This window comes from Pseudobutyrivibrio sp. MD2005, from assembly GCF_000621865.1.
In the GTDB taxonomy this organism is placed as follows: Bacteria; Bacillota; Clostridia; order Lachnospirales; family Lachnospiraceae; genus Pseudobutyrivibrio.
Genome location: NZ_JHXE01000009.1, coordinates 50,055 through 70,821 on the forward strand (window position 1 = coordinate 50,055; position 20,767 = coordinate 70,821).

The window sequence follows — 20,767 nt, forward strand, 5'->3', positions numbered from 1 at the left end:
TATTAACTTACATGAAAAGGGAGGGAATTTATGTTTAAACAATTACAAAAATTGGGCAAGGCATTTATGCTTCCAATAGCAATCCTACCTGCAGCAGGTTTGTTACTTGGAATCGGAAGTTCATTATCTAATCCGACAACAGTTGCCGCTTATCCTATATTAGATCACGGATGGCTACAGGCAATCTTTAGTATAATGGCAGCTGCTGGTAATATCGTATTTGCGAATCTGATGTTACTGCTTTGCGTTGGCCTTTGCGTGGGCTTGGCAAAAAGAGACAAAGGTACAGCAGCACTTGCAGGTGTTGTAGCATACCTTGTTATGAATGCAACAATTGCAGCAATGCTTGCTATCTTTAAGCCGGATGGCAATGCAATTGACACTGGTGCTATCGGAGCAATCGTTGTAGGTTGTGTTACAGTTTATCTTCACAATCGTTATCACAACATTCAGCTTCCACAGGTGTTAGGTTTCTTTGGAGGTTCTAGATTTGTACCTATAGTATCATCATTTGCAGCTATCTTTATTGGAATGATTTTCTTCATCATTTGGCCACCATTCCAGAATGCTCTTATCGCATCAGGAGATTTCATTTCAAAGGCTGGTATTATTGGTACATTCTTCTATGGATTCTTAATGAGACTTTGTGGTGCAGTAGGACTTCATCACATGATTTATCCAATGTTCTGGTATACAGAGCTGGGTGGTGTTGAAACAGTAGCAGGACAGCAGCTTGCAGGTGCTCAGACAATATTCTTTGCACAGCTTGCAGATCCTAATCATGTTGGATTATTTACAGATGGAACACGTTTCTTCGCAGGAAGATTTGACACTATGATGTTTGGTTTGCCAGGCGCAGCTCTTGCTATGTACCACTGCGTACCAAAGGACAAGAGAAAGATGTACGGTGGTTTATTCCTCGGTGTAGCACTTACTTCTTTCCTTACAGGAATTACAGAGCCACTTGAGTTCATGTTCTTGTTTGTTGCACCTTGGCTTTATGTATGGCATTCATTCCTTGATGGTGTATCTTTCCTTATTGCAGATGCGTTAAATATTTCAATTGGAAATACATTCTCAGGCGGATTTATTGATTTCTTGCTATTTGGTGTGCTTCAAGGCAATTCAAAGACAAATTGGATATTAGTTCCGATTGTAGGTGTATGCTGGTTTGCTCTTTACTACTTTACATTTAGATTCTTAATCACAAAGTTCAACGTTATGACACCAGGTCGAGGCGACGATGAGTCTATTGAAGACACAAGAAGTAACCTTGTTAGCAAGGAAAGCTTAAGGGAAGATGCTGTAAAGATTATCGCAGCTCTTGGAACAGCAGCAAATATCGAAGAAGTAGATGCTTGTGTTACAAGACTTAGAGTATCTGTAAAGGATCCTGATAAGGTAGATAGAGAAGCTCTTAAGGCATTGGGAGCTACAGGAGTACTTGATGTTAAGGGTGGAATTCAGGCTATTTACGGTGCAAAAGCGATTTTATACAAGAATCATATTGCGGAAATCTTGAATTTAGATGACTAATTGATTATCGTTTTTATAGAGATCCTCCACGGAGTATCCGTGGAGGGTTTTCTTTTATAACTGGGGGAATGATTATGCAATATGAAAAAGATATATTACCAATCATAAAATTACATTATGAGGAGTTTTCTACAGCGGAAAGAACAGCGGCAGATTACTTTTTAAACAACAGAAGCAAGGAAGATTTTTCTGCAAAAGAGGTTGCATCCAGGCTTTTCATATCAGAAGCTACCTTATCAAGGTTTGCGAAAAAATGTGGATACACTGGTTATCGCCAATTTGTATTTCATTATCAGGAACAATTCTCAGCCGAAGGAGAGCGAGTCCTCAGGGATGAGACAAGGCATATATTAAACACTTACCAGGAGCTTTTGAACCATTCCTATACACTTGTGGACGAGAAGCAGATTAAGCGTGTAGCAGGATTGATAACAGAAAAGAAGCGCGTGTTTATATATGGCAAAGGTTCATCTGGAATAGCAGGAGATGAGTTTGCGCTAAGACTTATGAGACTAGGAATCGACATTGACTGCATTACAGATTCACACGTGATGAATATGAATTCAGCTATCCTTAATAAGGACTGCATAGCAATTGGAATCACCGTCAGTGGTAATACATCAATGGTTATGCGCGCGCTTCAAACTGCCAAGAAAAAAGAAGCTGCCACGGTTATGATTAGCGCAGTCCATAGAACAGAGTGGGATGAATTCTGCGATGAGTTGCTTCCAATCCCAACAAAGGAAATGCTGGACTTAGGAAAGCTGATATCACCACAGTTTCCAATCCTAATTTTGCTGGACCTCTTGTATGCCGAAATCCTTCAAATCGACAGATTAGGAAAAGAAGCGCTACACGAAATGACTCTCGCAGAGCTCAATTCAGATATGACACGAATCTCGCAAACAAAATAACGGGTTGCCGCCATTCATAGTGCAGACAAACGAGAGGTGGCTCACGCTACATACCAAGCCAGTAACTGAATATTGCAAGAATATTTGGTTTTTCTAATGGGCAATTTAGACATATTTATTTACATGTGTCTTTTGCAGGTTTGTACAGTTTAAAAAAATGGTTTTATTTGGCGGACACAATTATTAAAGTAAAGTGTACTTCTTAGGCTAAGAGGGAACTTGGTTGATTTTGGAATGAGCTTAGTAACAAAAAAGCAGGTTTTGCAATATATAGGTATGCGCTGCCATGGACGGCAGCGCAAGTGCGCAAGCGACACGACGTCGCATGGAGCACGGTACCTAGATATGTAAAACCTGCTTTGTCTTGTTACTTAGCAAATGTAATATGAAACCAAGTCCCCTTAGACCAAGAAGTACAATAAAAACTACAGTGTCCGCCAATAAAAACCATTTTTTAAAACAGTTCATCCCGCAACAAGACACATGTGTTATGCCTAAATTTTGCCCATTGAAAAACTACAAATATTCGCAAAATCATTCAGTTACCGGCTTGGTATGCAGCGTGACCATACACTACTATAACAGCACTGTGAATGGCGGCAAAAAAGCAGCAAGGAGTTATTTCCTTGCTGCGATTCTTTTAACGATTATTAGCAGGATGATACTGACTGTTAATCCGATGACACTAACCGTGAGGAGAGCGCCCATTGTTGAAACACTTTTTTGATAGCGGGGGTCTGTTGAAACTACGTGATAAAAGAACCCAGTCATTATAGATGATAGTGAGCAGAGGCCAATTCCCATGTAGCAATTTTCTTTTACTTCGTAGCATTTATTTTTGGAAATGATAAATAATATTGTCCACACTACAAATGCAACTGCGCAGAATAACAGAGTCATGATTGCGCCTTGAATGCTTCCTTCGGAACTTCCTAAGGTCATATCGGAATTGTCTGGTGCAATATGCACTTCGTCTAAACCTGAATGTGGATCTAAAAGATCTGTATATTTCTTTTGATATTCTTGGCCTTCGTATTCCCAGTGGACTGTAAAAGAGTAAAGTGTCCTTACACCGGATTTTCTGTATTGTTGTCTCGATGATACGTCTGTAACATAGGCGGGTGCGGAAACATAGTCTTCAAACTCCTTTGCGGAGTTCATTTGCATAATGGATAATGTCATAAACACAAAGAATATCAGGACACAAATGAATCTTATGCTGTGATAATCCTTGTGTCGTATTTCGTCTAGTACTATTAAACTTCCTGATCTCATTGAATTCTCCCTTTCTTTTGGCTATTATACAAGATTAGAGAGAGTTATTCCATGAAGGAAAGGTAAAATGAGGAAAAGATTAATAGCTTTAGGGATGCTAATTACAATGACTATCACAGCATGTGGGCAACATAATGTGGTAGAAAACGACCCGGTGGAGCCAGTGGTTGTAGAAAATGAAAAAGCAGAAGTGACTGAAAATGAGTCTGAAGCAGAAAAGCAACAAGAGGAGACAGAGAGAGATGTGGCGGAAGAAACATCTGCTGACACCAGCAATCAAACACAAGAACAGGATTTAAAAGAACCTGAAACAACAGAAGAACCAGAGATTAATAATCAATCGGAGATAAAAATGACTACAACAAAAGTAAAAGATACAGATAATTTTTACGGAATAGAATTTACTAAAGATAGCGATATTTTCGCCAGGATAAAAGGTAAATCATACAAGGATGATTGCACAGTGCCAGTATCGGATTTACGATATCTTCATGTTTTGCATGTAGGATTTGACGGGCAGACTCACGAAGGCGAAATCATATGCAACAAAGCTATTGCAGAAGATTTATTAGAGATATTTGAGGCCCTTTATGAGGCCGGCTATCAGATAGAAAAGATTAAGCTTGTGGATGAGTACAATGCAGAAGATGAGGCATCCATGGCAGATAATAATTCCTCTGCATTCAACTTTAGATTTATAAGTCATACTACAAAGATTTCAAACCACGGAAAAGGTATGGCAATCGACATCAATCCTTTGTACAACCCATACATTAAAACAGTAAATGGAAATCTCAACATTGAGCCTGCTAATTCCACAGAATATGTTGATCGCACAAAGGATTTTCCACACAAGATCGACGAGAATGATTTAGCCTATCAATTATTCATAGCCCATGGCTTTTCCTGGGGGGGCGCATGGTCATCTTCTAAGGACTACCAGCACTTCGAAAAATAATTAGACTGAAAACGTATATACGATAGTTCTTTCGAAGTTGTTGGTGGGTGTTGTGAGACGGGTACTTGTAAATGGATATAGTTCCTGAGGCTCCAGGGCTATGGCACAGGCTGGGGCGGAGCAGGTGTTGTTGCAAAGTAATGCTGTGTTATCCAGATAGTCGCCAGTGTATACGACGAGTGCGGGAGTATCTGAGGAAAGATTTATTTTTAAAGGTATGTCGCTGTATTCAAGTGATGCAATAGGTTCGCTACAATCCTCAGATAAGAAGGCGTTGTTCAAGATATCATCTGTGGTCACTTGATAATACGAAGCATCATTTATAGAGACGATTTCTTCTGGTAGGAAATCGTCTCTATTTTTTATGTAAGAATTAGAATTGATTTTTAGATTAAGGTTGTCTCGGAGCCAGTAGGTGTGATTGGTCATGTTGATGTAAGTATCTTTATCTGAGGTGGCGTCAAAATGGATGGTTAATGTGCCATTATCGCTTATACGATATCGTGCCTGGTATTTTCTGTTACCCGGCCACCCGTCTAGGCCGTCCTCTTGAGCATTAGAAAACCTAACTTCAAGTGAACCATCATCCAAATTAGAAGCACCTTCAAAATGCCAATTTTGATCAGACAATTTATGGCTTCCACCATGTATCTGCTTTACACCATCTTCATTGTCAGGAAGGCAGACTGTGATATGCGCATAGCCATCTTTTAAAGTGATGTTCTTGTTAGCTTCGAGGCGGCCAGCGTTTGGTCCGATTGTCAGGCCGGCAAGTGATGGGTTGTGGCAAGATTCAAAAACATCTTTGTAACTTAATGTGAGCAGTTTTTTAATATCTCTAGCTGTATCTATATATGTAATTCTTCTAATACCAGCTCCCAATGAAACAAATTCAATCTCCAAATATGAATCTTTAGATAAAGGGAGAAAAGCTAGAATATAGGAAAACTCCTCGCTATTTTCGGTTTTGATTTTTGAAAGCTGATACTTAATCATGATAGCCCTCCTAAAATGCTGTTACTTTTTACTAAAATTATGAATGAAACACAATGAAAAGTATACAGTTGGAACAAAATGAGAGCAAGATTTTAAAATACAACAGCAAATTCTTCTAATGGAATTAGCCTGTCTAAGCAATATAATTCGAAGTGTAAGGGATAATAAAAAGTCACAAATCAAATTCTTGTTTTTCATTTTTTTCAAAATAAGTTAATAGCAGTAAGGGGTATTAAATATGGGAGATGTATTGGAATTTAAAGGAATTTCAAAATACTTTCCAGGCGTTAAGGCGTTAGATGATATTTCATTTAAAGCATACGGCGGAGAGGTGCTGGCGTTTCTCGGCGAGAACGGAGCAGGAAAATCCACTCTGCTTAAAATTTTAAATGGAGACTATCAGCCAACTGCTGGAGAATACATTTTAAATGGTGAGTTAAAGCACTACATGTCACCACATGAAGCGATTGAAGATGGCATATCTGTTATTTATCAGGAGCGCCAGATTCTTTTGGAACTTACAGTTGCAGAAAATATTTACCTTGGACGAATGCCAGCATCAAAGCTAGGATTTATTGATTCAGCAAAGGCAAATAGGGAAGCAAAACGAATCATTGATGATTTCGGTTTGCCAATCAGCCCTAATACAAAAGTAAAGGATATGTCCATCGCCTATCAGCAGATGGTAGAAATCATGAAGGCATATTCCAGAGATAATCTTAAAGTTATTTGCTTTGATGAGCCTACAGCATCACTTTCAGATGCAGAAATAGATGCGCTTTTTAAGGTAATTAGAAAGCTTAAGGCTGAAGGAAAAATCATCATTTATGTATCGCATCGTATGAATGAGATTCAGGAGATTGCTGATAAGGTGGCAATTTTCAAGGATGGAAAATACGTAGATACGGTAGTGACAGGTGAGGTGCCAGAGTCACAGATGATAAAGATGATGGTTGGCCGAGACTTAGGAGATATCTACAACGAGCTAGATAGAAATAATGAAATTGGAGATGTGTTACTAGAAGTAAAAAATGTCTCTAGTGATTATGTTAAGGAGAATTCATTTGTACTTCATAAAGGAGAGGTTCTTGGGTTCTCAGGCCTGGTAGGGGCAGGCCGAACAGAGCTGATGAGAGCAATCATCGGCGCAGATAAGAGGAAAACAGGCGAGGTTATTCTTGAGGGGAAGAAGATAGATAATAAGTCGCCACATGATGCACAGGAAAATGGAATTGTTCTTGTGCCGGAAGACAGAAAAATGCAGGGTATACTGGCAAATCTTAGTGTTGCCGAAAATATCAACATTTCAATGTTGAAAGCTAACTCTAATAAGTTTGGTTTTGTTGATAGCAAAAAGGAAGAGGAGGTTGCAGCAAGAGGAATAAAAGACTTTAACATCAAAACTCCTTCTCCTGACAAAAAAATCGTAGAGCTTTCAGGTGGTAATCAACAGAAATGTATCGTTGCAAGATGGATATCCACAAACCCAAAGGTTCTCATTATGGATGAGCCAACAAAGGGAATAGATGTTGGAGCTAAAGCAGAGTTTTATCAGATGATATGCGATTTTGCTAAGCAGGGCATGGGAGTAATTCTTATTTCCTCAGAAATGCCAGAGGTAATTGGATTATCTGACAGAATCATCGTAATGCGAGGCTTGAAAATCGTGGGAGAAATGTCGAGAGAAGAAGTTACGGAAGATGGTCTTCTTAGTATGGGAATGCTTGGGGAGGTAAAAGAAGCATGAGCGGACAAACTAAAAAATTTAAAATTGGCGGAGATAAATTGACAATGCTTGCGGCAATTGTTGTGGTCTTCATCATTTTTACATCATTAAATAGAAACTTTATTACACCTACAAACATTGTAAATATTTTGGTAGCAGGATCCTTGGTAGGCTTGGTTGCAATAGGACATACATATCTTATTATTGCAGCACAAAACGATTTGTCACCTGGTGCTGTAGTTGCCTTTACAGGAGTTTTGGCAGCACTTCTTTCATCAGCAGGATTATCCTTTGGGCTTGTTTGTATTATCACTTTAATCTGCGGTGCACTTATTGGAGTGTTTAACGCATTTATGGTAAATAAAATCAAACTTGATCCATTCATCGCAACACTTGTTACTCAATCAGTTATCAGAGGTTTTGCTTATATCATTTGCGATGGAAAGCCTGTTTCAATCACTGATCCTACATATCTTTTGATTGGTAAGCTTCGTATTTTCGGAGTGCCTCTTGCAGTATGGATTATGATTATCTTCATTGTTATCTTTGGAATCATTCTTGCAAAGACAACATTTGGTAAAAACATTTATGCAATCGGTGGAAACAAAGATGCCGCAAGACTTGCAGGCCTTAATCCGCAACGTATTATTCTTACATGTTTCATATTGATGGGAGTGCTTTGTGCAATCGGTGGAATCATCTTCTCATCTCGTATGAATTCAGGACAGCCAGCAGCCAATGTCAACCTTGAGTTCGATGCTATCACAGCCGTTATCCTTGGAGGTGTATCTTTCATGGGTGGTGTTGGTGGAATGGGAGGAACAATCCTTGGTATCGTTCTTATCCAGTCATTCAACACAGGACTTACAATGGTAAATGTTCCATCATTCTGGCAGTATGTAGCACGTGGTGCATTACTATTATTTGCTCTTACAACTGATTACATCAGAAAGCAGAAGAGAGAAAGAGAACTATTAGAAGCATCTATGAAGAATGCAGCTTAATGTAACTAACATACGTTGTATGTTAAAAATATTTAAAACCTAAGGGGTTTAAGGAGGAAAGTTTATGAAGAAAAAAATCTTAAGTGCAATTTTGGTATCCATGATGGCTTTGAGCGTAACAGCTTGTTCCGCAATATCTACAGATGATGGAACAGCAGCTGCGCCTGCGGCAACAGGTGATAGTACAGAAACAACTGCAGCTAGTGGAGAATCTGGTGTAGTTTACGGTATTTACAAGGCTGGTGATCAGACATGGTTTATCGACGAAGGTGCAGCAGCTCAAGAAGCTGTTGAGGCTAACGGAGATTCATTTACATATGTTGATGCAAAGATGAGCCCAGAAGAGTACTTAAAGGCAATTGATAATGCAATCGCAAACAACGCTAAGGGTATTGTTACATGTATCCCTGACCAGACTATGAGCCAGGCTGTTGTTGAAAAGTGTGAGGCAGCTGGTATTCCTATTGTAGCAGCTGATGATGCGCTTCAGGATAACGATGGCAACAAAATTGCTCCTTGGGTAGGAATCAACGCATACGTAATCGGTCAGGCAAATGGTGATTGGCTTGCAGATTACGCTACAAAGAACGATTTAGTTACTGATAAAGAGTGTGGTCTTCTTATCATGACAATGGATACAGTTTCATCTTGCGTACCTCGTGCAGAAGGTGAGTATGACAACTTTACAGCTGCATGCCCAGACTTTGACGAGAGCAGAATCTTCAAGGCAGACTACGATGGAACAACAGAAAAAGGTAACACTGCAGCAGCAGCTATCTTTACAGCTCATCCAGAAATCAAGAAGTGGCTTGTAACTGGTGCAAACGAAGAGGGAACAATCGGTGCTTGCCGTGCCCTTGAAAGTGCAGGTCTTGATAAGGACGCTTGTGTTGTTGGCCTTGGTGCATACATGGCAAAGGATGAGTGGAACAACAAGGGCGCTGATGGCACATGCATGAAGGCAGCAGCATACTTCTCATCTGACAGCGTAGGTAAGGGCTCAGTAGATGTTCTCTACAAAATCATCGCAGGTGAAGATGTAGATATGGAAACAGCAGTGGATGCTGAGGTAGTAACTCCAGAAACATACAAAGATGTAATGGGAGATGCTGCTAAATAACATTTAAAACTAAAGAAGTTGCCATTTGGATTTACAAGTGGCAACTTCTTTTTTTCATAAATATTCTTTTGCGTTCATCTTTCCTTTTACTTGTATTTTTTACGCGGATACAAATCTATTTTTTGCTTTATGTATCCGTGAATGTCATTTTCTTTTAATTACACATTATTGCAAGCGCGTATACATACTAAAGTATCGTCAGGATTGTATCCGCACATAAAGCCACCATAAGCCTCTTCGCCTCTCCCAAATGCAGATATATCATGCTTTTAGAGTACGTTTTATCCGCGCTAGAGCCCGAACTGCCTTATGAAACCTTCGTTCCTTCCTACTGTGCGCGGATATTTTTTCCCCTTGCAACACTGTTTATCCGTGTAGCTCGCAATACAGCTCTTGCTGCCATCTCAACCACACATATAAAATTAATAAAAAATGGAATTTTATCCGCGAATGACTATTGAAATAGTTTGGGTTCTAGTTGCTTAGAAACAGGGGCTATACAGAGTCATTCATTTCTGTCGGCAGTGTGAGTGGCGCGAAAGTCTCCAGGGGACTGGCAAGTTTTTTTCTTAAAGGCAGTGCAAAAGGCACTTTCGCTGCTGAAACCTAGGCGGAAGCATATGTCTTTTACAGAAAGCTGCGAGGTAAGAAGCAGATATTTCCCGTGGTTAATCCTTGATGTGAGGATGTAATCATGTGGAGAAAATCCGGTCTCTCTTTTAAACAATCTAGAAAAATAAAATGGGCTAAGGTTAGCCTTTGATGACAGTTCCTCTAAAGAAAGTTCTTCAGACAAGTGGTCCATGATGTAGGATACAATATCTTCGATAACATCACTGGAATTGGTTGGGCCATCATTTTCTTCTCTTGAAACAATTAATTCTGTCATCAGATTTACAATCCAGTTATTCATAATTGCATCGCTTATCGGATCTGAGTTTTTAAACGCTGTGTAAATCTTTGAAAGATATTTTTCAAAGCGATAGGTTGCAGACAGACTTAAAACAACATTTTTATTTTGAGTAATTGTTTCGAAATATGTTCGTGCCAGTGGTCCGTCAAAATGGAACCATTCTGCTTCCCAAGGTGTATCAGATTCATAAGAGTGTGGCTGATAGCAGTCTAAGAAAACAACCTGATTTTCATGGGCTGTGAAAGTCTGTCCTAACGTCTTCACGATACATGATCCTTGCTTTATAAAAATGCATAAAAAGCTATCGAAGGATTCACGGTAAAGACGATATCCTTTTTCGTATTTAAAATGACCAATTATGGTTGGGTACAAGAATAGATTCCGGGCAACAGAGCCTGGAGTGTAGATGTAGTAATCCGACTTTGGATTGATATATTTTTCAGTTGAATACATATTTTTCTCCCCGCTGCATAAGAGCAAATTTTAAAAATAAATAAGCAAATCGATGTAATGAATATATGGGATTTCGCTTATATAATTATCTTAATGAATGAAAAATGAAAAGGCAAGAATATAAAAGAAAATGGTTGGGAGGTTATAATGGACCAAGTAAAAATTTGGGAAGAAAAATTGGTTATACCTACCTATGAGGTTGGACAGCCGGATAAAAATCCTATGTTCCTTGAAAAGCGTGTATATCAGGGAAGCACTGGAAAAATATATCCATATCCAACTACACAGGAAATCAGTCGTACCAAAACGGACCATGAGTGGAAGGCTGTTTGGTTGGAGAATGAATATATAAAAGTGATGATTTTGCCAGAGCTTGGAGGTCGTATCCAAAGAGCCTATGACAAGACAAATGACTATGATTTTGTTTATTACAATCATGTAATTAAGCCTGCTCTTGTTGGCCTTACAGGCCCATGGATTTCAGGTGGAATCGAGTTCAACTGGCCGCAGCATCACAGGCCAACAACATACAGTCCGGTTGATTATAAGATTGTTGAAAACATCGACGGAAGCAAATCCTTGATTATAGGTGATGTGGATCAGATTAACGGAACAAAAGAGAATACCACCTTCACTCTATATCCAGGAAAAGCATATATAGAAATCAGAGGACAGCTTTACAACAGAACTGCAATGCCTCAGACATTCTTGTGGTGGGCAAATCCAGCTGTTTCTGTAAATGACTATACACAGTCAATCTTTCCGCCAGATGTCCATAATGTATATGACCACGGTAAGAGAGCAGTTTCAAGATTTCCAATAGCAACAGGAGAATACTACAAATACGATTACAGTGATGGTGTGGATATTTCCCGCTATAAAAATATTCCAGTTCCAACATCATACATGGCAGAAAAATCAGATTACAATTTTGTTGGCGGATATGATTACAAAAAAGAGGCAGGTTTATTACACGTAGCAGATCATCATGTGTCTCCTGGAAAGAAGCAGTGGACATGGGGCTGTGGCAGCTTTGGAAAGGCCTGGGATAGAAATCTTACAGATGAGGATGGCCCATACATTGAACTAATGACAGGTATGTATTGCGATAATCAGCCTGATTTTTCTTGGCTTTCACCTCAAGAAGAAAAAGTTTTCTATCAGTATTTCATGCCTTATAAAAAGGTTGGTCAGGTTAAAAATGCAAGCATACATGCAGTGCTTAATACAGAAGAGAAAGAAGATGGATTATATGTATGTGCTTACGGCACAGAAGTATATGACAATGCATTGCTTCAGATATTCTGCAATGATGAGGAAGTTTATTCAGAGAAGATTAAGATTGGTCCATGTGATATATACGAGAAAGTAGTTCCTGTTAAGTATAATCGTATATACGATATAAAAACAGTGATATCTTATGACGATAAAGAGCTTGTAAGCTATCAGGCTGTTGATCAGGGAATACCTGAAATTGCCGAACCTGCAAAGGCTGCCAAAGACCCTGCAGATCTTCAGACGAACGAAGAATTATATCTGACAGGCCAACACATCGAGCAGTATAGACACGCAACATATTTGCCAGATCCATATTACTTGGAGGGCCTTAAACGTGACAAGTACGACACAAGAATTAACAATGCATATGGTCAGCTGCTTCTTAGAAGAGGTTTATTTTCAGAGGCTGAAAAATACTTTAACACAGCTTTAGAAAGACTTACTTTGATGCATCCAAATCCATACGACAGTGAGCCTTACTACAACTTAGGCTTGGCCCTTTTCTTCCAAGAAAAGTATGATGACGCCTTTGATGCATTTTACAAAGCAACATGGAAGAGTGAGCTTCAGGAGATGTCATTCTACTATCTTGCTGCCATTGAGAATAGAAGAGGCAATTATGAAGAAGCGCTTGCCCTTGTAGATAAGGGATTGGTTAAAAATGCACATAACGTAAAGGCGTTAGGATTAAAGGCTTGCATTTTACATGGCATGGGAAGAGATGAGGAAGCCCTAAACCAGATTGAGAAGAATCTTCAAATCGATTGCTTTGACTTTAACAGCTTGTTCTTAAAGCTTACTATTTCAAAGAACAGAAAAGATGAAGATGTATTCCATGCAGTTACAAGAGAATTCCACGAGACATATTTACAGACAGCAAGAGATTTTGCTGAGTGGGGCTGCTATGAGCCTGCCTGCAATGTGCTTGAAATGTACACTGGCGAGAAGCCTTTAATTCATTATTACAAGGCATATTATCTTAATAAGCTTGGTAAGGTGGATGACGCAAAAGCACAGCTTTCATTAGCTGAAAAAGCAAATCCTACTTACACCTTCCCTAACAAGCTTGAGGAGATTGCAATACTTAACAGCGCAATTATCGTAAATCCGAAGGGAGCAAAAGCATATTACTACTTAGGCTGCCTATATTACGATAAATTGCAGTATGACAAATCAATTGAGCTTTGGGAAAAGTCAAAAGAGCTGGATGACACATATCCAACCTTGCTTAGAAATCTTTCTATTGCTTATTACAACAAAGCTGGTGAAAAGGATAAAGCATTAGAGTGTCTTGAAAAAGCATTTAAGCTTGATACGAGTGATGCCAGAGTATTCCTTGAGCTAGACCAGCTTTATCAAAAGCTACAGACAAGCTTTGACAAGCGATTAGAGCTATACAACGCACATATTGAGCTTATTGAAAAAAGAGACGATTTATACACAGAATATGTGACACTTCTAAACAATTGTCAGCAGTATGAAAAGGCATACGAAATGATTACGAAGCACAATTTCCAGACATGGGAAGGTGCGGAAGGAAAGATTACATTTCAGTTCAAGTTTGCCTTGCTAGGACTTGCCCTCAAGGATTTAGAAAACAAAGCTTTTGATGCTGCCAGGTCAAAAATAGAAGAAGCTATGTCTTATCCTGAAAACCTTGGAGAAGGCCGCTTGGATGGTACTAAGGATAACAATCTTTACTACTATTTGGGAGAGGCCTACGAAGCTTTAGGAGATACCGATAAGGCTAATGAATGCTATGAAAAAGCTACCCTTGGCGCAATGGAAGTCGCAGGCATGATGTACTATTACGATCAGCCAGCAGACATGATTTTATATCAAGGCCTAGCCAAGAAAAAACAAGGCAAAATAAAGGAAGCTAATGCCAGATTTTACAAGTTGATTGACTACGGTGAAGCTCACATCCGTGACAAATTCAAAATGGATTATTTCGCCGTTTCAATGCCAGATATGACAGTATTTGATGCGGATATGGACGAGAAAAATGTCGCACACTGCTACTACCTAATGGGACTCGGATACTTAGGATTAGGTGACACCAAAAAGGCAGCCGACAATTTCGAAAAAGTCCTATCTATAGACGCTAATCATCAAAACGCTCTCCACTATCTCCTGTTGGCAAAGCATTAAAGCAAGCGCCCCGTATGTAAGTCCCAGACCGGCCTCGGCCCAGATTAGTCCCGCCCGCCGGCCTTGCATGGGGCACATTGCATGAATATTGCGTTTTTCTAATGAACCTTTGTACAGCCCTTTTTACATGTGTCTTTTGCAGGCCTGTACAGGTTTGAAAACAGTTTTTGGGAGGCGGACACACATATTAAAAATTAAAATGTACTTCTCAGACTAAGGGAACTTGGTTTCATATTACGTTTGCTAAGTAAAATAACAAAGCAGGTTTTGCATATATAATCACCGTGGCACATTCAACATCGTGTTTTAAGTGACCACTTGCGCTGCCGTCCATGGCACCGCATGCTTATATATTGCAAAACCTGCTTTTATTTTACTAAGCGCACTTCAAAATCAACCAAGTTTTCCCTTAGCCTGAGAAGTACATGAAAAACTTCAGTGTCCGCCACCCTAAAAACAATTTTTCAAAACGGTTCATTCCGCAACAAGACACATGTGGGCTGTACAAATTGGTTCATAAGAAAAACAGCAATATTCGCAAAATTGTGCCCCATGCAAGGCCGGCGGGCTGAGTTGGGCCGAGGCCGGAACTAGAGCTATTAGCTGGGCGCGTGCCTTACTGGCTGAGCTTTGAAACGTCTGCCTCCAGGGCGCTGTAGTAGGCTAGTACCTGGCTTAGAAATTCTTCGATTTCTAGGTCGTCGAGGTATCGTATTTGCGAATCGGCGGTGCTAACTAGATATGAGGCGTCATAAAATGTGGTGTCGAATTCGCTACTTGCATCTGGATTGAAAAGACTAGTTCCAAGGAAATAGTTCTCTGAATCAATGTCCAGGTAATCAAGGACTGTTGGTGCAAGGCAAAGTGAGTTGCGACCGTTTACGTCGATGGTGTTAGCTTCGATTCCTTTGTAGTAGATGTAAAGTGGAATAGTGTCTACATCTGTACAATCACGCTTGTGGTCAGGAAATGCGTTAGAGTAGTCCTGGTCGGCGTAGGTTGTGTGGTCTGTGGTGAAAATTAGTATGGTGTCATCAGCCATGTCAGAGGCATTGAAGAGTTCTAGAAACTCGCCAAATTGCTGATCCAGATTGTAGAATCTGTTGAGCGCTGCATTCTTTCCGTTGCCGTAAGTGGCGCCATTTTCTGGAGCATCAAAAGATACGTGGGTGCCGAAGGTATAAATGCTTAAGAAGAATGGCTGCTTGTCCTCAGCTTCGTCTAATTCCTTGGCGTATGCATAAAGGAAATTGTAAGCTTCATCATCTGTCATACTGAGGTTGTAGCCAGATACGTGACGTGTGTCTGTAACTACATTTTCAAAACCTAAATTAGCGCAATAGCGGTTGAATTCTTCGTTGTAAGGCTCTACGTTGATGAAATCTGTACGATATCCATTGGCTTTGAAAATATCTTGCATTGATATAAGATTGTTGCCAACTTCGTCGTCATCTAACTTGTACCCGCTGTAGAGCTGCCCCTGAACACCTCTAAGTGTAGGGAAGGTGTGATTGTAGTAATTCTTAAAGCTTAGAGACTGTTTTTCAAAGCTTTGTAGATTTGGCATTATATCTCGTTCATCGGAGATGATATTGTAAGATAAACCTTCTGTGAAAATCACGATTACGTTAGGATTTTCTGGAAGATTATCAGGCTTTACAATGGCATCTTCAAGACTATCGCGATAATAAGTCTTGAGGGCAACTTCAGGATTTGCCTGAGCCTTTTTTACCTGATTATATCTGATTTGGTCTACAGCTAGTGTGGCAAAGCTTTGCACAGGGCTGAAACGCTTGTATTCGAAATGCAGCCCTATTTCAGAAATCAAAAGCAAAACAAGGATTCCTGCAATGACTTTTTTATTAATCTTTTTGGTAAGGGATTTACCTCTGATAGCAACAATCGCAAGTACCAGTATGGTACCTAATGCGTAGGCAACAATTCTTCCGCCTAAATCCTCTAAGAATTTGATATTCTTAAGCATTGTCATAGTTACATAGCTGTTGCCGAAATAAAGCACCAACATCTGGGCTATGTAAATGAAAAACAGCAGATTCGCCAAAAGCCATAGGCCTATATGCTTTTCTACCAGTAGATTGTAGATGAAAAATATAAAAACTAATTCCACCAAACCAATTACAAGATAGGTGGGAATTTTAGTTGTGGTGTATGTCAAAAGAGTAAGTATGATAGCAAATAAAAACTTCACTCCTGTTAAAATGCTTTCTCTAAAAGCTTTGTCTTTGAACTTGTTAAGCAATTATTTATTCTCCTTAGCTGAGAGTTTCATAAGTGGCTGCTCCACATAAGTGTAAACCGCCATGGCGATAGCCAAAGTGATGCCGTAAATTGTAATGAAGCTGCTGTAAGCAGATAGCTTGTCAAAATATGAAAGCAGGCAACCATGAATCAAATACATGGAAAAGCTTGCGTTTCCAATTACTGTGAATAACTTGTTGCCTAAGAATCTGCAGCAGATACTATCTGATGAAAGTAAGCTGATAACAACTAAAACAGCAGATGCAACGTATGTAATAAAAATAGCGTAGGTCCAGCCTACATATAAGCCAGTATATTTTGAGTTAATCTGTGACAAAATCTGCTCTGAGCTTAATATTGAAAGAACAAGGCAGATAAATACAAATACTGAGCCTAGAGCTTTGAGTAGTTTTGTCAGGCTAGCATTTTGAATATGTGTATTTTTGATAGCTTTTAATAGGTAAGCAAAGGACATACCGATTAAGAAAAACCATATCTTAAATAGCTGAGGCCCACCGTTTGCATAGAGCTGTAATCCTGTGTAAATAGAGTATTTATAAGTGATGTATACAGCTAAATTAAGGAAAGCAAATAAAATAAGATTTATGTAAATAGCCTTTTTTACAAAAAGAGCAAGCAGCTTTTTTATTAATCCTAAGAGCAATAATAAAAATGGAGCAAAGGCATAGAATACAATTTCCTGCTGTAAAAACCACAGATGATTTTTGCTCTTAATAAAAAACATGTTTAGTAGCAAGCTGTGTTCGGTTGAGAAATCTCTGAAATCGAAGAAGCGTAGTCCGAATGCAGCAAATAGCATGCACAGCCAGCAGGCTGGAATGATGCGTACCAAACGTTTTTTGTAGTAGCTTACAAAGCTTTTTATGTTGAAATACTTATATTCGTAATCGTCTGTTGAATATGGCCTACAGACAAAAAAGCCGCTCATGGCAAAGAATATGGTGTTGCCTAATCCGCCCTGCATTAACAATCCACAGTGGGATGCAATAATGAGGGAGATGGCCCAAAATCTAAGCCCTTGAATGGCATTATTTTTGGTTTTATTCATTAAAAGCGTAATCCTTTCTTATGTAAACTTTTGAAGTCACACTTTCAAAGATTATAACATTTATATCTATAATGCGTACAGAAATTTGTATGTCAAAAGTGGATATGATAAAATAAATCAGTTGATTAATGATTAAAAATCATTTAAGAGTTAGGTAGATTTAAATGAACAGAATTAGAACCCTAGGTGATTCATCTACAGGTACTGATAATAATCTTAATCTGGTTAGATTGATTGCAGCCTCAATGGTTATGTATATGCATTCTCTTGCATTGTGTCAGGCTAATCAGGAAGCGGATTTAATGTATACCCTGACCTTTCATAAGGCTTTGTCGGGGCAGGTAGGTGTTGATATATTTTTCGTTATAAGTGGTTTCTTGATTTACAGAAGCTACGAACGTGGCAATAACATAATTAAATATCTCAAGGCAAGGTTCCTTAGAATATGGCCACTTTTGGCTGTGTTTATTTTATCAACTACATATATTTTCGGCCCTATGTTTACAAGCGTATCCCACAAGGAATACTACGCAGATCCATGGGTTAAGGAATATCTGTTGAATCTTGTTTTTATATCAGGAAGAAACAGATTGCCAGGTGTTTTTGCATTTCACATTAATCAAAGTTCCAATGGAAGCATATGGACACTGCAGTTTGAAGTTATATGTTACCTGTTAGTGCTTGGTTTTGTTCCACTTTGCAAGAAATATAAAAAAGCAATATTTGCCATAATCGCAATCTCATTAGGAATCTTTCTTTTGTTTTCCTATGGAATAAAAGAGGGCTCTTTTATGGGGCTTTCCAATACGCCATTCATCAATTTCGGAAGGCTTTCCATGGAGTTTGAAATTGGGGCTATGTACTATATCTACAGGGATAAGATAGTGCTATCCTTTAAATATTTTTTAATAGCTGTAGTGGGAGTGCTTGCGGTTCCATATTTTGCTGATTATGAAATAGCATTTGCGCTATTTGGGGCATATATAGTAATGTATATTGGCTTTGGATACTATGGCATTTCAAAGCTTTACAATAAAGTTGGAGATATTTCCTATGGCGTTTATGTAATGTCATTTTTTATCCAACAGCGTTTGATTGATGTTATGGGGGCTAGCCCAGACGGCTATCAGGTCCTTCATATGGATCCATATATCAATCTTTTGATGACGGCGATTATAGTCATCCCATTATCATTTGCAAGCTGGCATTTATTTGAAAAACAGCTTCTTAAATTAAAATAGTAACGAGTATCATGGAAGAAATAAAAGAATATAAACAACCTAAAAATAAAATAGAAAAAGGTCTTTTGTATCTACAGCATTACGGGATAAAAAAGACTGTTGCCAAAACAATTAGAAAGGCCATGGGCCACGATCAAGAGCATTACAGCTACAGGAAGTTCCTTAAGGAAAATCCTCTTACAGAGCAGGAGCTTCAAAAGCAGCGTAACACAAAGTTTGATTACAATCCTGTTATCAGTATAGTAATCCCTCTGTACAACACAAAAGAACAGTTCCTTACAGAACTTATACAGTCTTTCACCGCACAGACATATCCTAATTGGCAATTATGTTTAGGAGACGGAAGCCCTGAAGCAGGTCTTGAAGATATAATCAAAAATGCCACCGGTGGAGTTTGGGATGATAGAATCATCTACAAAAAGCTTGAAGACAACACTGGTATCGCCGGCAACACAAATGCGGCACTTGAGCTTGCCACTGGAGACTATATCGGATTTACGGATCACGATGATTTGATCACACCTGATGCTATGTTTTACATTGCAAAAGCTCTAAATGAAGACAATAGCATTCAGGCAATATATTCAGACGAAGATAAAATCGACATGGAGTCAAAGGAATATTTCCTTCCACATTTCAAGTCGGATTTCAATATTGATTTGCTGTGCTCACACAACTATATCACCCACCTGTTTGTGGTCAGGGCAGATATAGTAAAGGAAAGCGGAGGAATCCTTTCTGAGTTTGATGGTGCACAGGATCACGATTTTGATTTTAGAGTTTTGGAAAAGTGCGATAACATTTATCATATTCCAAGAGTCTTATATCACTGGCGTACTCATCCAGATTCTACAGCCGATCACCCAGAGGCAAAAATGTATGCCTATGAAAATGGTCGTAGGGCTGTTGAAAATCATTACAAAAGATTGGGCATCCCAGCAAGGGTAGAGCTTGATACTCATCTTGGCTATTATCGTACAATATACGAATGGCCTGATACACCGCTTTTATCAATAGTCATACCAAATGTAAATCACAAAGATGATTTAAAGGCCTGTATCGAAAGTATCATTGATAAAAATACATATGGTAACATCGAATTCATTATTGTGGAGAATAATTCCACAGAGGATTCTGTGTTTGAATATTACACAAAGCTACAATGTAGCACTGATATCAAAGCGACAATCGTGGACTACACAAGAGAATGTAGCCCTGATGATAAGAGCTTTAACTATTCAGCTCTTGTTAATTACGGGGTTAGCAAGGCAAATGGTGAATACATCCTTTTGCTAAATAACGACACTAGAATGATTAATGCCGATGCCATAACAGAGCTTATGGGATTTGCAAGAAGAAATGACGTAGGTGCTGTAGGCGCCAGATTATATTATGGTAACAATACTGTTCAGCATGCCGGATTGATTTTAGGTTTGGGGGGCGTTGCAAACTCACAATTCTTAGGCAGTGGCCGTGAACAGGTTGGATATTTTTATAGAAGTACATGCGTACAAGACTTATCGGCTGTGACGGGAGCCTGCCTCCTTACAAGCAAGCAGGATTATGAAAGCGTAGGCGGTTTCAATGAAGATTTGGCAGTGGCATTTAACGATGTTGATTATTGCCTAAAACTCAGAGAAAAAGGCAAGCTGTGTGTATACACACCATTTTCTGAATGGTATCATTTGGAATCTGTTAGCCGTGGTTCGGATTTGGAAAATCCTGATAAGAAGATTAGGATGGAAAAAGAGACTAAGATATTCAAGTCTAGATGGCAAAAATACTATGATAAGGGCGATCCTTATTACAATCCTAATCTAGCGTTAGATAAGTTTGATTACTCATTTAAGAGTCAAAATTAAGAATATGTGGAT

Annotated in this window: 14 protein-coding genes; 9 read left to right on the forward strand and 5 right to left on the reverse strand. The window is 39.0% G+C overall.

What is annotated here, in order from left to right:
* Positions 1-30: 30 nt before the first annotated feature.
* Positions 31-1,536 carry a PTS transporter subunit EIIC gene (locus tag T498_RS17210; RefSeq protein WP_028234659.1) on the forward strand — a complete coding sequence of 502 codons (1,506 nt, stop codon included), beginning with the start codon at positions 31-33 and terminating at the stop codon, positions 1,534-1,536.
* A 74-nt stretch (positions 1,537-1,610) separates the two neighbouring features.
* Positions 1,611-2,450, forward strand: a complete 840-nt coding sequence (locus tag T498_RS0103110; RefSeq protein WP_051524557.1) for a MurR/RpiR family transcriptional regulator — start codon at positions 1,611-1,613, stop codon at positions 2,448-2,450.
* A gap of 618 nt (positions 2,451-3,068) precedes the next feature.
* Here the strand turns inward: T498_RS0103110 and T498_RS0103115 are convergent.
* Entirely contained in the window at positions 3,069-3,725 is a 657-nt protein-coding gene (locus T498_RS0103115; protein WP_028234661.1) for a hypothetical protein, read from the reverse strand.
* A gap of 67 nt (positions 3,726-3,792) precedes the next feature.
* On the opposite strand from T498_RS0103115, the gene T498_RS0103120 reads away from it, so the two are divergent.
* Positions 3,793-4,683 carry a M15 family metallopeptidase gene (locus T498_RS0103120; protein ID WP_242839200.1) on the forward strand — a complete coding sequence of 297 codons (891 nt, stop codon included), beginning with the start codon at positions 3,793-3,795 and terminating at the stop codon, positions 4,681-4,683.
* Here the strand turns inward: T498_RS0103120 and T498_RS0103125 are convergent, their stop codons facing one another.
* Entirely contained in the window at positions 4,684-5,679 is a 996-nt protein-coding gene (locus T498_RS0103125; RefSeq protein WP_028234663.1) for an aldose epimerase family protein, read from the reverse strand. It abuts the gene before it with no gap.
* Positions 5,680-5,917: 238 nt separating this feature from the next.
* Here T498_RS0103125 and T498_RS0103130 point away from each other — a divergent pair, with 238 nt between their 5' ends.
* The 3 genes from T498_RS0103130 (at position 5,918) to T498_RS0103140 (ending at position 9,529) form a co-directional block, all read left to right on the forward strand.
* The gene (locus tag T498_RS0103130; protein WP_028234664.1) at positions 5,918-7,426 is read left to right on the forward strand and encodes a sugar ABC transporter ATP-binding protein; all 1,509 of its coding nucleotides are present in this window, start codon (positions 5,918-5,920) and stop codon (positions 7,424-7,426) included.
* Entirely contained in the window at positions 7,423-8,409 is a 987-nt protein-coding gene (locus T498_RS0103135) for an ABC transporter permease (RefSeq protein WP_028234665.1), read from the forward strand. The genes T498_RS0103130 and T498_RS0103135 overlap by 4 nt, the downstream gene beginning before the upstream one ends.
* 64 nt (positions 8,410-8,473) lie before the next feature.
* A complete protein-coding gene (locus T498_RS0103140; RefSeq protein ID WP_028234666.1) occupies positions 8,474-9,529 on the forward strand; it encodes an arabinose ABC transporter substrate-binding protein in 1,056 nt (351 codons plus the stop codon).
* Between the two features lie 505 nt (positions 9,530-10,034).
* On the opposite strand, the gene T498_RS0103145 is transcribed toward T498_RS0103140, so the two are convergent.
* Positions 10,035-10,895 carry an AraC family transcriptional regulator gene (locus T498_RS0103145; protein ID WP_028234667.1) on the reverse strand — a complete coding sequence of 287 codons (861 nt, stop codon included), beginning with the start codon at positions 10,893-10,895 and terminating at the stop codon, positions 10,035-10,037.
* 147 nt (positions 10,896-11,042) lie between these two features.
* On the opposite strand from T498_RS0103145, the gene T498_RS0103150 reads away from it, so the two are divergent.
* Positions 11,043-14,324, forward strand: a complete 3,282-nt coding sequence (locus T498_RS0103150) for a DUF5107 domain-containing protein (RefSeq protein ID WP_028234668.1) — start codon at positions 11,043-11,045, stop codon at positions 14,322-14,324.
* Between the two features lie 616 nt (positions 14,325-14,940).
* On the opposite strand, the gene T498_RS0103155 is transcribed toward T498_RS0103150, so the two are convergent.
* Positions 14,941-16,584 carry an LTA synthase family protein gene (locus T498_RS0103155; protein WP_051524558.1) on the reverse strand — a complete coding sequence of 548 codons (1,644 nt, stop codon included), beginning with the start codon at positions 16,582-16,584 and terminating at the stop codon, positions 14,941-14,943.
* Complete coding sequence (locus tag T498_RS0103160) at positions 16,585-17,652, reverse strand: acyltransferase family protein (protein ID WP_036977720.1); 1,068 nt, start codon at positions 17,650-17,652, stop codon at positions 16,585-16,587.
* A 164-nt stretch (positions 17,653-17,816) separates the two neighbouring features.
* On the opposite strand from T498_RS0103160, the gene T498_RS0103165 reads away from it, so the two are divergent.
* Both T498_RS0103165 and T498_RS14670 read left to right on the forward strand, forming a co-directional pair.
* Positions 17,817-18,893, forward strand: coding sequence for an acyltransferase family protein (locus T498_RS0103165; protein ID WP_028234671.1), 1,077 nt, complete (start codon positions 17,817-17,819; stop codon positions 18,891-18,893).
* Between the two features lie 11 nt (positions 18,894-18,904).
* A complete protein-coding gene (locus T498_RS14670) occupies positions 18,905-20,755 on the forward strand; it encodes a glycosyltransferase family 2 protein (RefSeq protein ID WP_051524559.1) in 1,851 nt (616 codons plus the stop codon).
* The last annotated feature ends 12 nt before the right edge of the window (positions 20,756-20,767 follow it).

What these genes read in the sequence shown, in the direction of transcription:
- T498_RS17210 (WP_028234659.1), top strand. Translation starts at nt 31, where the DNA reads ATGTTTAAACAATTACAAAAATTGGGCAAGGCATTTATGCTTCCAATA.
- T498_RS0103110 (WP_051524557.1), top strand. Translation starts at nt 1,611, where the DNA reads ATGCAATATGAAAAAGATATATTACCAATCATAAAATTACATTATGAG.
- T498_RS0103115 (WP_028234661.1), bottom strand. Translation starts at nt 3,725, where the DNA reads ATGAGATCAGGAAGTTTAATAGTACTAGACGAAATACGACACAAGGAT.
- T498_RS0103120 (WP_242839200.1), top strand. Translation starts at nt 3,793, where the DNA reads ATGAGGAAAAGATTAATAGCTTTAGGGATGCTAATTACAATGACTATC.
- T498_RS0103125 (WP_028234663.1), bottom strand. Translation starts at nt 5,679, where the DNA reads ATGATTAAGTATCAGCTTTCAAAAATCAAAACCGAAAATAGCGAGGAG.
- T498_RS0103130 (WP_028234664.1), top strand. Translation starts at nt 5,918, where the DNA reads ATGGGAGATGTATTGGAATTTAAAGGAATTTCAAAATACTTTCCAGGC.
- T498_RS0103135 (WP_028234665.1), top strand. Translation starts at nt 7,423, where the DNA reads ATGAGCGGACAAACTAAAAAATTTAAAATTGGCGGAGATAAATTGACA.
- T498_RS0103140 (WP_028234666.1), top strand. Translation starts at nt 8,474, where the DNA reads ATGAAGAAAAAAATCTTAAGTGCAATTTTGGTATCCATGATGGCTTTG.
- T498_RS0103145 (WP_028234667.1), bottom strand. Translation starts at nt 10,895, where the DNA reads ATGTATTCAACTGAAAAATATATCAATCCAAAGTCGGATTACTACATC.
- T498_RS0103150 (WP_028234668.1), top strand. Translation starts at nt 11,043, where the DNA reads ATGGACCAAGTAAAAATTTGGGAAGAAAAATTGGTTATACCTACCTAT.
- T498_RS0103160 (WP_036977720.1), bottom strand. Translation starts at nt 17,652, where the DNA reads ATGAATAAAACCAAAAATAATGCCATTCAAGGGCTTAGATTTTGGGCC.
- T498_RS0103165 (WP_028234671.1), top strand. Translation starts at nt 17,817, where the DNA reads ATGAACAGAATTAGAACCCTAGGTGATTCATCTACAGGTACTGATAAT.
- T498_RS14670 (WP_051524559.1), top strand. Translation starts at nt 18,905, where the DNA reads ATGGAAGAAATAAAAGAATATAAACAACCTAAAAATAAAATAGAAAAA.